Genomic DNA, 11,259 nt, shown 5'->3' on the forward strand with positions numbered 1-11,259 from the left:
CGCCGTCTCCAGCGAGCATCCGGATGGTCGGGGCTCGACTATGCGCCGGCCGCAGTCGTTCGCAGCTCTCTTGCCCAGCCCGCAAAGCGTTCACGTATCGCGTCAAGTTGGTCCGCGCTGACGCCATACCTCTCGACACGGTCGGGGCGTATCCGGTTCGCTTGTTCGAGCTGGCCCGCGAACATGAGCAAGTCGAATCCCGAGTCCCTTTCGGCCGCCATCGAGATGAGTTCAGCGTTAGTGAACCTACCTGAAGCACGAATCGCATCGACGTCGAGATAGTCGCGAGCCTCCGCCCGAGAATACAGAGCCCCGACTTTGTTGCCGACCGCATCTTCGAGGCTCAAAACGGGCCCAACCGCCAATGTGACGGGCTCTCGCTCGCGCCAGTCGACCGCCAGATCCATGTCGACGGATCGGTGATCATTGGTGATGATGCGCAACTGAGCGAACCGAGGAGCTCGCCGCACTTGCTCAACGATCAGACCCGAACGCCCGAGGGTGTCAACGAGCCCATCGACGGCCTCGTCGAATGACTCGGGATCAGGGTCGTTTGTAAACAGATCGACGTCTTGGGTGGGCCGGTCGACGATACCGTGCTCGCGGATCGCACCAGAACCAGCCAAAGCGAAAGCATGATCCCGAAGAGCAGCTAGAGCAGCCTGAGTGAGATCCCACTGCAGCCCTAGGTCGTCGCTCACGCCGCTGCCAGCGCCGGGAATCGGTCCTCCCAGAGCATCCGTACCCGAACTGGCAGCAACAGTTCGGGCCAAATCGAAACCAGCAGGTCGGGGTTGAGAATCATTGCCTGATCTTCAACCCGCCCCTCGCGAAGAGTCGCTTGGTAGGCCTCCACGACGTCCGACTCGTTGTCAAGATCGAAGTTGTGCGCGGGCCCCCAATAAACGTTGAGCGGAAGCACCACTCGACCAGCCGACGGCCCGTGCAGCTCGGCGAGTTCGGTGGGTGCATCGTAGGGCTTTATGTCACGGTAGAACACGCGCTCACTCGCCGCCGTATGCGCCTTCTCGACCATGGCGCAATTCTACTCAACTGCTCACGAACTCTGAGACTTTCTCGCACGACAGCTCAGTCCTCTCATCATGATGCGCCTCATAAGCCAGCAGCAGATCGAAGACCTTCTCGCTCGCCCCGACCTCGAACGCCGTCATCACCATGTCAGGATGCAACCCCGGCGTCTTTCTGAACACCTTGCTGATCGACTCCCGAAACGACTGCTGCGGCACCGCTAGCCCGAACGTGAGCCCCGCCAGAAGCTCCGGATACCCGCCTACGAGGAACTCCGCGAACAATGAATCTTCGCGTCAGAGTCGAGGTGCTCCCGCATCCGTGCTGCGGCGTTCAGCGATTCACCGACAAATACGTCACTGACGCTCTGATTCCGGATGCTCGGCCGCCCCCGAACCGCATTCGCATTGTCAAGCACATAAACCACGGGCCAGTTCTTATTGCGCAATCGAGCAAAGGCCGAGCATCCGTTTAGTCGTCGGGTTGAGGGAGGTGGTCACCTCACGGAATCGTGACGAACATGACAACCTGAAGGTCGTCGAAAAGACGTTCCGCTGGGCGCGAGGCGATCGTTATGACTGCTCCCCGCTGTAGCCGAAATTCACAACGCACGTCACCCGAAACAATTTTCGTCAAGTCGGGGTGGCTGCCACCGGAAGCAAGAGACTCACCGACCAACTGGTGAGCGGCAGGCCGCGCAAGAGAGCTGATCGAATGCAGTACGTCGAATGCATGAGTTGCAACAAGCGAACTGAATTCCCACGAGTCATCAAGCGTACGAGTGCCTCTTGAGCCAAACCAACTACGCAAGCTGATCTCGACGACGTCCCTTCCTGCGTGAACGTCATACACAACGTCAACCATGTGTTGTCCCATGGGAAGACCAGGCGCAGCGCTCCCCCGCCAGTAGTAGCCGCGGAACTTCACGGTATCGCTTTGAATCAGGTGAGCGACGGGCCGCCCAAGCTTGAGAGCGGCCCGTCGCTCATCCTGCACCGTGTTCAGCTCACCGCCGGCAGCCCTGTCTCCTGAGCGATCTGAAAAAAACACGGCGCGATCTGCTCTCAGGTTCCCGATGTTGGAGAGCCCGAGTAACAGACGTCGCCGTTAGTGAGCACGGCCAATGAACCCGGCCGTACGTTGCCGTGCGTGCCGGCGCTATTCCCGACGTTCGTAGTCCATCCGTCATCCCACGTCGGTGCCGACGGTCCGCCGTCGAGCCCGAACGAGTAGCCGCCATGGCTGCTGAAGATATCGACTGCCCAATTGTGCCAGAGCGACGGAAGATACACGCTGTATCCGGTATTGAAGTAGACGCTTGATCCGCCGGCGCGAGCCATCTCGAGCCACGACGATCCGCATGGGCCGCCGATTGTGCCGAGGTCAACGTGACCGGCTTGCGCGGCAGCTGCCACCAGCGCTTTGGCTGAATCGCTTACGGGAACGGATTTTTGATTGCCCGCAGCATCAACCATGATCTCGAAACCATTCTTCGCCGCCACATCGGCGTCGAAGCCGCCAACCGTCATCGTCGCGCCGCCGACCTTGGTAATCCCCCCACCTTGATCACCTTCCGATGCCTGCGCTCCGATCGGTTGGGCGAGGCAGACAACAAGTGCCCCGATCGCAACTATCGAGCCACAGATTTCTCTCTTCATGCAGTTCTCCTTAGATCTGCCGCGGAACAACGTCGTTCCACAGCTATACGAGTAAATCTCATTACCTCGGCCTGGTCAAGGTTTCTTGGTGACTGCGACCCCCAGAATAGGTACAGCACACTTCACAGGTCTCCTTGATCCCATTTGAAGACTCGCGCAGCGAGCAACGCGACGGCGACACCGACTGCGGCCATCAGGGCCCACAGAAGATAGATGCTTGTGAACGGCTCAGTACCCGCGAGTTCGCTGCTCATGGCCTGCATGAACCAGGTGCTCGGGATGAAATTGATCGCCGTTGAAACGAATGGCGGGTAAATACCGGGCGGAAGCACGGTCCCTGAAGTCAGAAGTACAACGACGGGTAAGAACCCGGTGATCTGGGTGATCAAGTCTGTGTTCTTCGCGCGAGAACCTAAGAGATAGGCGAACGCGAAAAGCATTGCCAGCCCGAGAACGAACGTCACCGCCAGCTGAAGCGCGTTCACGGACTCGATGTACCCCTGACTGATTGCGATGCCGAGAATGATCACCCCTTCTCCGACCCCCAGTGCGAATCGCACGGGGGTCTGCGAAACGATGAATGTCAGGCGACTAACTGGTGTCGTACCGAGAAGGCGCAGGGTTCCTCGCTGACGTAACGCGACAAGGGGCACTGAGGTACCCATGAAAGCAATTGCCATGAGGCCGGCGATCAGCACTGTCGACAGGTTCACACGGAGCAGATCCACCTCGGGTGAGCCATCAGAGTCGGCAACGGTGATTTTCGAGGTAGGGATGCCGGTGACCGAGTGCACTGCCTTCACGATGGGTATCCACGCGGGTGGGTGCGGAGTGGACAAGATGACGCTCGCAGAATCACCGAACAGCGTGACTTGCGCGGTCGTCGAGCCTTCTGGTGCACCAGAGACCGCCTCGATGCCCTGAGCATTCAGCTTGGCGACGAGATCCTGGGCTTGTTGCGCTGTGCCGGTCACGCTGACGTTCGGTGCGACGCGACTGTCATTGATTGCGACGTTGATGCCGCCAATGATGAGTAGAAAGAAGAAGAACATGAAGAGCATCGCGATGATGGTCTTGACGTTTCTGAACAGTTCACGCGAGCTTGTGAGTGTGAGCTGCTGAAGGGGCGAAGTCGAGCGGCGGCCTTCAATCGATTTGGAGCTCATGAGCGCGCCTTCTTCCACTTCGACGCAGATGCTGTCGGCCTTTTCCCGCGTTCAGACTGCTGTTCCTGAGCCAACTCGATGAAGATGTCTTCGAGTGTCCCGTTACGAATATCGAACTCGCTTGCTTTGACCGACGGCTCGAATGTCACTCGCCGCAGAACTCTGTCGGGGTCGGAGGTAGCAATCGTCACACGAACGGCCCCGCGAATGACCGACGTCACTATGCCGCCCGGCTCAGCGAGTGCGGCCAGAGAATCGAGGTTGGTGTTGGTCGGAACAGTGAAGGAGACGGTACTTTCGGCGCTGCGCTGACGAACGAGTTCGGCAGGCGAACCGAGGGCGGCGACCCGGCCGGCAACGAGAATCGCGACCCGGTCACACAGCGACGTCGCCTCCTCCATGTCGTGTGTTGACAGCAGCACGGTGACGCCGCGTTTACGAAGGGCTGCAATGAGCATCCAGAGGTTTTGCCGTGCCGCGGGATCCAGCCCGGCGGAGGGTTCATCCAACACAACGATCTCCGGGTCACCGACAAGAGCGACGCCCAGAAGCAACCGTCTTGCTTGGCCACCAGAGAGGTTCTTGGATCGATGATCGCGCTCATCTTGGAGCCCGACTTGATGAACAACGTGGTCGGGATCGAGCGGGTTCTTGTGAAACGACCCGAAGAGCCTCAGCGTCTCGATGACGCTCAAGGTGTCGAAGAGGCTAGCTGATTGAGTCTGCACAGCCACGTGGGCAGTCGTCTGCGGTCGGCTGGCGGCGGGATCGAGACCGAGCACTCTGACAGTTCCTTCGGTCGGGCTTCGAAGGCCGACGATGCACTCGATTGTCGTCGTCTTGCCCGCGCCATTCGGGCCGACAAAACCGAAAACCTCTCCGCGGCCTACCTCGAATTCGATACCGCGAAGTGCCTCAAATTCGCCATACCGTTTGACGAGACCTTCGACGGCAATGACAACCTCAGACTGCATGAAGCCTCTTTCAGACGCGATTATTCCTCACATGTTATCATCGCGACCGCTCACTCAAGACCGAGTGAGCATCAAGACCGGTTCAGACAATTCCGTAGCGGCCGAGAGTGCGGCGGCCCAGCTCATCGATATCGATCGTGCCATCAACGTAGGCTGCGGAATCTGCGCGATACTCGGGAGACGAGGCGAGGCCCTCCATAGCTGAACTATGGGCAGCTTGGCTCACTACTCTGTCGCGCCAACGCCGCTCGGCAGCTGAAATGCTCGTCGTAGTAGTCACGGCGCCTCCTCGATCGATCAGGTTTACCATCGAGCCTGGTTACCTCTCTGAAGCGATCTACGGATAAATATGACAATACTTCAGAATACTACTTCGGCCGGAATCTGCTTAGGCGGGAAAGGTTGGAATGAACTGCCCGAGGTACTCCCGCAGCCCCGCATCCTGCACGAAAACGTAAGTTCCCCGAATCCCCCGCGTGAGCAGCACCGCATACACATTGCGAACGAACCGCAGCAGATCGTCGTCGCTGTAAACCACCCCTAGCTGACGGTTGTTCTCCTTGCCCTTCTTGTCGAAGTACGAATCACGGTCAACGAACAGCCGCCCGGCGACCGGGTCGTACCGCAGATCCCGCCCTATGATCACCCCGGCATAGTTCAGGTCGTACCCCTGCACCGTATGAATCGACCCGACCTCCTCGAGCGACCCGGGCGACGCGATCCAGTCCGTCTGCGTGCTGTTCCACCGCAACTGCAACCCGTCGATCTCGATGTCGAACGCGGTCTTGTCGGCCTTGGTCTTCCACTCCCACGCATAACCGGCGAGCAGACGGGAAAGGCCGACCTCGGCATCCCGCGCCCTGATCTCCGCACGCATGGCTTCGACGCTGTCGAACATCCGAAAGTCGTAGCCCTCGAAGACCTGTGGATGCACAGGCTCAGCCAGCTCGAACCCCGAACCCAAGCTGCCACTGCCGGCGCCACTCCCGAGCACCCGCCGCACGTACCCCACGTAGTCATCCCCCGCCGCAACCCGCATCTGCGACAGCAGCGGATACAACCGCCCACCAGCCCGAGCCGCCCCCACCAACTCCCCCAACAGCTCAGCCGGAACATCCGCCGGCCGAACGCTCTGCGAAGCATCCACCAGAAAAATCTGATGCCGACTCCGGGCCCTGATCCAGTCGAGCTGCGTCTTCGACGTGTCATCACTGCCGAACAGCGTCTCCGTGATCTCGCGAAACTTGCGGTTCTGCACCCCCGACGGCTGATTCGCCCGCTGATTGAGCCGATGCGCCTCATCAACGAGCAGCAGATCGAAGACCTTCTCGCTCGCCCCGACCTCGAACGCCGTCATCACCATGTCAGGATGCAACCCCGGCGTCTTTCGGAACACCTTCTTGATCGACTCCCGCAACGACTGCTGCGGCACCACCAACCCGAACGACAGTCCCGCCAACAGCTCCGGATACCCCCCGACGAAGAACTCGGCGAACAACGAATCGCTGTCGAACTCCTCCGCCGGCGGAGCCGCCTGAATATCGACCAGCAACTTCAGCATGTAGATCGCAATTACCGTCTTACCCGTGCCCGGCTCCCCCTGAATCACCGACGTACTCGTCGCCGTCGACTCCAGATCAGCGAACAGCCCCTCGAGTATCCCCTCGACCGCGACCGCCTGATCCTGCGTCAGAGCCTTGAACGGCGACAGCTTGAACAGGTCACTGTTCTCGATCTCAGGAATGCTCCGGATGAACACACCATCGTTCTTCAGCTGCTCAAAAACCTTCTCGAAGCTCTCCCGGTATCGCTCCCGCTCGTAGTACTCCGATTCGGTGATGCCATCGTTCCGATTGAGCACCTGGTACACACCGTCGCCCGCGAGCATCCGGATCAGGTACGACTCCAAATCAAGACACACCGACTTGTTGAAGGTCTCGTCGATGATCACCCTCACCGTCGTGAGGTGCTTCTTCGCATCAGAGTCGAGGTGCTGCCGCATCCGTGCAGCCGCGTTCAGCGATTCGCCGACATACACGTCGCTGACGCTTTGATTCCGGATGCTCGGCCGCCCTCGAACCGCATTCGCATTGTCGAGCACATAGACCACGGGCCAGTTCTTGTAACGACGGTCAAGCGGCGCCCAGGCGCTGATCTCTTCACTCGTCAGGCCGAACGACGTGATGTCAAAGGGCGTCATACTTCGCGCTTCGCCCTCGAGACTTCTCAACCGGATACTTCTCGCGCGTGATGGCCAGCTTGTCGTGCACGATCTGTTCCGGATCCGCCCCGATCCGCTGCGCAAGAAGCATGCAATACGTCAGAACGTCGGCCAGCTCTGCCTTTACTCGGTCGACATCTGCGTCGGCGCTCCACTGGAAGCACTCCAGCAACTCCCCAGCCTCAATGGCAATGCTCTTCGCGAGGTTTTCCGGGCTGTGGAACTGCGCCCACTCCCGCTCTGCGACAAACGCGGCAAGCTCGTCCTGAAGCGACCCTTCGACCATGCCGTCAATCTAGCAGCGGCGCCGACCCATCGCATGACGGCGGCCCTTCGTGCCCGGCCCGCCACACGCTCACCACGACCGCTCCCACCCACACCATTGCCACGACGTCCTCAGTTGTACACACGCCGCTCTCGAAAAGTTGGAGGTCGAGCGACCACGCCCACCTTTTCTCCACGTTTGTCTGCCGGTGTATGGACACCGGTCAGACTGGCGGATCAATGAGCAGCCGATGAATGTGAACCGCTCCCCTCAGGTCAATACCCGAGCCGAATCCTAACGGCAACCGCGATAGCCGCGGAAGGCTAAGGGTTTTTAAGATTTTGCCCGTCGATGCAAGGGAGACCACAGTTGTCTGCAATCGCACGACGTGTGGTCCTCGTCGCGGTTGGATTGGATGGTGCCGGGTCTGGCGCGCGGGCTGCGCGTCCAAACCAAGAGTTGGAAATCAACTTGACGATGTCGTCTACCCGCTCGTGCTCCCAGAAGCGAAGTACTACCCACCCGAGTGATTCGAGCTTTCGCGTCGTCTCCAAATCACGCTCTACGTTTCTTCGGAGCTTGGGTACCCAATAGTCCGCGTTTCGCTTTGGGATTGTGGCGTGGATCGGGCAGCCATGCCAAAAACACCCATCGATGAACACCGCGATCTTCTGCTTCGTGAAGACTATGTCCGCGCGACTTCGGAGGTTGCGGGTAGGGCTCGCGTCGACGCGATATCGAAAGCCTGCGGCATGCAGCGCTCGACGCACCGCGAGCTCGGGTTTGGTATCCCGACTTCTGTTCGCCAGCATCGAACGTCGCGAACCCTCACTAGATGCCCAGGACATGCTCACTACGCTACGGCCCCGGCATAGTATTTTGTGAAAGAAGCTCTGGCAATAATGACGATGTAGCAGCGGCACATTCGAAGTGAAACCCAGTTTGAGCGTAGAAAGTGGCACATATTCACGCTGCGATAACCGCGAGTGTGACTGGAGTCATACTTACGGTCGGTTCAAGAGTGATATTCAAGGACGACTCTTGAGGGCTTGAGGCCGCCTTAAGGAGCGCCGTAGCCCATGCGTCCGCTCCAGCCGATATCTGGCAAAGCCATTCGCTTTCAAAAGAAGCTCTGCGGGTCAGGCACCGAAATGTAGCTCTAGCTGACTGCCAATCGCGTCTACAGCTCACTCTCGTCCAGGCGCCGTGTCAGATGGGAAAGAATTCCGAGCGCGTCTAAGCAGTCTTGGTAAGTGAAGACATCGTTCGCTTTCAGAGCCGCTAATTCCTCATGCGCCATCGGGTTTCTAAACCCAGCAAGGACTCCCATAGATAGATGCTTCTGGCCGCTCTGGAGGTTCTTGATCGTAGTTTCGGAGAATGCAGACGTTTGTCGAAGACGGTCCAGGACTTTCAGGGTTCCCGATTCTCCAAACGCCGCGGTTATTACCTTCAGGGCTTCGTCTGGCGTGGCGCCGGACTTGGCAGCGGTCAACGCTACATACCGCTTTATGGACTCCTGCACGGCGGCCCAGTAGTCTCCGGCGTCATAGTACGTGCGGGTAGACGCCTGAACCTCCGGATGGAAGTGTCTCCACGCGTATTCCGCCCCTTCCGGCGCTAACTGCCGCACGTCTTCTAGGAGCTGAACCTGCTGCTCGGTGTCGATGTTCAAATCGTCCGAGATGATTGACTCCACCAACGTTTGCAATTGTTGCTTCTCAGGCGATTTTACGGATGCGACCCAATCTTCAGTAGAAGTTCCCAGAGTCGACTCGGTGGCTGACTTGCTGGCCGACCGACGCCGTTCACGCCTCTCCTGACCAACCCGTGTAATCAGCTGTTGAAGCGCCGCACGCAGTTGTGCCGTCTCGTCAAGATCCCAGTCGAGCGCACGCCTATCCGTGGCAATCACGTCGTACGACAACTCGTCTAGGAAGTCCACCTCGAGGTATCCAGACAAGTATTCGAAGGCAAAGCTTGACTCAGAAGCTCCGAAGAATTCGGGTTCATTGACGAGTCGACCATGAGCGTAGAGAGTAACTCCGCGATGATCCTGACCGAGCGGTTTCATAGCCGACACGATTCGACCCGTCACGTTTCGGCTTGCAAGATAATCGTTGGTGGCGATGAAGTCTTCGGGGAAAACCCAAGCGAACTCCACCGCCGCGGCATTGAGTCGCAATGCTTGCGTCACCTCGTGACGTGCTTCATCTGGCCCGACTACGGAAAGTGAAAAGTCGACGTCTGTGTAGTTGAAAAGCCGAGAAAGGCTGACTGCAAGCTGCGCAGCATCAATGGGACTTTTCCTTTTTAGATCCCGAAGCGTAACCGTGGTTCCGTGATATTTGCTCTCGATCTCAGACACGAATTCAGAGGGCTTATATTCACCATCCGCGGACATCATCTCGTCATACGACAGCGAGACGTGAGAGGACGCAATCGAGGCTTCACGTGAGGTGTCTAGTCGAACTATCTTGCCTATGCCAAATAGGGCAAGCTTTCCAAGCCCTTTCTTACCAGAAACCCTCCGACGTCCGCTCGATGTCATGCTGGATGCTTCGTCATGACGACGATTGCGACCGATGCGCAGATACTTTTGCGCTAGATCCTCCCTCGACATGCCGTGACCGTCGTCAATGACGCTCACTGACCCGTCGTGACCGATCGCGACTGTCACATTTGTCGCGTCAGCATCGTAGGCATTCGCGACAAGTTCGGCAATCGCATTCGGGAGCTGCGAGTACATTTTCGCGCCGAGGTGTTCGACCGTCTGGGGGTCGAACCGCAGGACGAGGGGCGCCTCGTCATCCCCCGGGGTATTGCTCATATTGCGTCGGTAAGCAGGCGTCCAATCGCCGCGCCGAGAGGGATCGGGACGGCGTTACCAATCTGTTTCGCGATGTCGGTTCGCGAACCAACGAATCGATGGTTCTCGCCGAATCCCTGCAATAGAGCAGCCTCGTAGTGGGTAATCGCTCGATCTTCTTCGGGATGGATATATCGCCCTTTTTCTGGCTTGAAGAATTCGGTGCGTATGGTGACAGAGGGGCGGTCCCAGTGCATGCGACCCATTACGTCGCCGGAGCCGGTCTTATGCTTCACCCAGCAAGGAGCCATCAACTCTGGATATGGCTCCAAATGTCTGCGATTCCCCCCTGCCGGTATGACCGAAAATCTATTCAGGGAGAGATCGGTGTATTTACGGCTCCAGTGGAGATCTCGAATTGAGAAGGCTCCGGCATAATCCTTGCCATTGAACGCAGTACGCCGGTCGCCGAAGACGCGGTCGCGATCGGGTGAACGCGGCACAGATCCCAGAACATCTTTGACTGTCACATACGGAAGCAGACCGGTGCCATCAGGGTCGGACGAGTGAGTCGATGTGGGTAGGCCAGGTGACCCGAGGTCGCGCCGGAATCCGATTACGACTGTTCGGCGCCGAGCCTGGGGCGCACCGTAGTCGGCCGCGTTGAGGACTGCCGACTCGAAGTCGTAGTCGTAAAGCAGCCCACCCTTGGACGCCTCCATCTTGAACTGACGGTACTGCGGCGACTTGGTGAACTCAGCAACATTCTCCACGACGAAATACTTGGGAGTAGCGCGACGAATGGTTCGCGCGTACTCCTTCCAGAGCGAATTTCGCTCATCTTCGACGTTCTGCTTGCCCAGACTAGAAAATCCTTGACACGGCGGGCCGCCGATAATCACATCCGTCGATGGGACCTTTTCTTGGTCGAGCCACCTCTTTATGTCGCCCGCGTAAACCAGGCCCTCGCCGTAGGTCGCTTCGTAGGAGGCGGCAGCGGTCTGATCCCACTCCACTGCGCCAACGATCCGAAAGCGGCTCGAACTTGAGTGAAGTCCGGCTGTGAGGCCGCCCGCCCCAGCGAAGAGATCGAGGACAGTAATCTCAGGGGACATGTGCTCATCGTACAAGCGTTCT

The 11,259-nt window shown here is 58.6% G+C and carries 13 protein-coding genes; all 13 read right to left on the reverse strand.

The annotated features are described in order from the left end of the window. Positions 1 to 38: 38 nt before the first annotated feature. Positions 39 to 701 (reverse strand): nucleotidyl transferase AbiEii/AbiGii toxin family protein, encoded by a 663-nt coding sequence (locus tag LQ955_RS10960; RefSeq protein ID WP_231024582.1) that lies wholly within the window; start codon positions 699 to 701, stop codon positions 39 to 41. Next, on the reverse strand, positions 698 to 1,036 hold the full coding sequence (locus tag LQ955_RS10965) for a transcriptional regulator (RefSeq protein ID WP_231024583.1): 339 nt from the start codon (positions 1,034 to 1,036) through the stop codon (positions 698 to 700). Before LQ955_RS10965 ends, LQ955_RS10960 begins: the two co-directional genes overlap by 4 nt. A 13-nt stretch (positions 1,037 to 1,049) precedes the next feature. Beyond that, a complete protein-coding gene (locus LQ955_RS10970) occupies positions 1,050 to 1,313 on the reverse strand; it encodes a hypothetical protein (protein WP_231024584.1) in 264 nt (87 codons plus the stop codon). 217 nt (positions 1,314 to 1,530) lie between these two features. After that, on the reverse strand, positions 1,531 to 2,079 hold the full coding sequence (locus LQ955_RS10975) for a hypothetical protein (RefSeq protein WP_231024585.1): 549 nt from the start codon (positions 2,077 to 2,079) through the stop codon (positions 1,531 to 1,533). A gap of 14 nt (positions 2,080 to 2,093) precedes the next feature. Further along, positions 2,094 to 2,687, reverse strand: coding sequence for a hypothetical protein (locus tag LQ955_RS10980; protein ID WP_231024586.1), 594 nt, complete (start codon positions 2,685 to 2,687; stop codon positions 2,094 to 2,096). Between the two features lie 122 nt (positions 2,688 to 2,809). Beyond that, entirely contained in the window at positions 2,810 to 3,871 is a 1,062-nt protein-coding gene (locus LQ955_RS10985; protein WP_231024587.1) for an ABC transporter permease, read from the reverse strand. Next, positions 3,850 to 4,827 carry an ABC transporter ATP-binding protein gene (locus LQ955_RS10990; protein ID WP_231024588.1) on the reverse strand — a complete coding sequence of 326 codons (978 nt, stop codon included), beginning with the start codon at positions 4,825 to 4,827 and terminating at the stop codon, positions 3,850 to 3,852. The genes LQ955_RS10985 and LQ955_RS10990 overlap by 22 nt, the downstream gene beginning before the upstream one ends. Before the next feature lie 82 nt (positions 4,828 to 4,909). Further along, a complete protein-coding gene (locus tag LQ955_RS20210; RefSeq protein ID WP_390623373.1) occupies positions 4,910 to 5,137 on the reverse strand; it encodes an antitoxin VbhA family protein in 228 nt (75 codons plus the stop codon). A gap of 78 nt (positions 5,138 to 5,215) precedes the next feature. Continuing rightward, on the reverse strand, positions 5,216 to 7,027 hold the full coding sequence (locus tag LQ955_RS10995) for a DUF2075 domain-containing protein (RefSeq protein ID WP_231024589.1): 1,812 nt from the start codon (positions 7,025 to 7,027) through the stop codon (positions 5,216 to 5,218). Further along, complete coding sequence (locus LQ955_RS11000; protein ID WP_231024590.1) at positions 7,014 to 7,334, reverse strand: nucleotide pyrophosphohydrolase; 321 nt, start codon at positions 7,332 to 7,334, stop codon at positions 7,014 to 7,016. Before LQ955_RS11000 ends, LQ955_RS10995 begins: the two co-directional genes overlap by 14 nt. Before the next feature lie 302 nt (positions 7,335 to 7,636). Next, on the reverse strand, positions 7,637 to 8,161 hold the full coding sequence (locus tag LQ955_RS11005) for a very short patch repair endonuclease (protein ID WP_313788346.1): 525 nt from the start codon (positions 8,159 to 8,161) through the stop codon (positions 7,637 to 7,639). A gap of 332 nt (positions 8,162 to 8,493) precedes the next feature. Beyond that, entirely contained in the window at positions 8,494 to 10,143 is a 1,650-nt protein-coding gene (locus LQ955_RS11010; RefSeq protein ID WP_231024591.1) for a TIGR02391 family protein, read from the reverse strand. Next, entirely contained in the window at positions 10,140 to 11,237 is a 1,098-nt protein-coding gene (locus LQ955_RS11015) for a DNA cytosine methyltransferase (RefSeq protein WP_231024592.1), read from the reverse strand. The genes LQ955_RS11010 and LQ955_RS11015 overlap by 4 nt, the downstream gene beginning before the upstream one ends. Positions 11,238 to 11,259 lie beyond the last annotated feature (22 nt).

It is taken from the genome of Subtercola endophyticus (assembly GCF_021044565.1).
In the GTDB taxonomy this organism is placed as follows: Bacteria; Actinomycetota; Actinomycetes; order Actinomycetales; family Microbacteriaceae; genus Subtercola; species Subtercola endophyticus.

Coding starts and splice junctions, on each gene's coding strand:
- LQ955_RS10965 (WP_231024583.1), bottom strand. CDS start 1,036: ATGGTCGAGAAGGCGCATACGGCGGCGAGTGAGCGCGTGTTCTACCGT.
- LQ955_RS10980 (WP_231024586.1), bottom strand. CDS start 2,687: ATGAAGAGAGAAATCTGTGGCTCGATAGTTGCGATCGGGGCACTTGTT.
- LQ955_RS10990 (WP_231024588.1), bottom strand. CDS start 4,827: ATGCAGTCTGAGGTTGTCATTGCCGTCGAAGGTCTCGTCAAACGGTAT.
- LQ955_RS20210 (WP_390623373.1), bottom strand. CDS start 5,137: ATGGTAAACCTGATCGATCGAGGAGGCGCCGTGACTACTACGACGAGC.
- LQ955_RS10995 (WP_231024589.1), bottom strand. CDS start 7,027: ATGACGCCCTTTGACATCACGTCGTTCGGCCTGACGAGTGAAGAGATC.
- LQ955_RS11000 (WP_231024590.1), bottom strand. CDS start 7,334: ATGGTCGAAGGGTCGCTTCAGGACGAGCTTGCCGCGTTTGTCGCAGAG.
- LQ955_RS11005 (WP_313788346.1), bottom strand. CDS start 8,161: ATGTCCTGGGCATCTAGTGAGGGTTCGCGACGTTCGATGCTGGCGAAC.
- LQ955_RS11010 (WP_231024591.1), bottom strand. CDS start 10,143: ATGAGCAATACCCCGGGGGATGACGAGGCGCCCCTCGTCCTGCGGTTC.
- LQ955_RS11015 (WP_231024592.1), bottom strand. CDS start 11,237: ATGTCCCCTGAGATTACTGTCCTCGATCTCTTCGCTGGGGCGGGCGGC.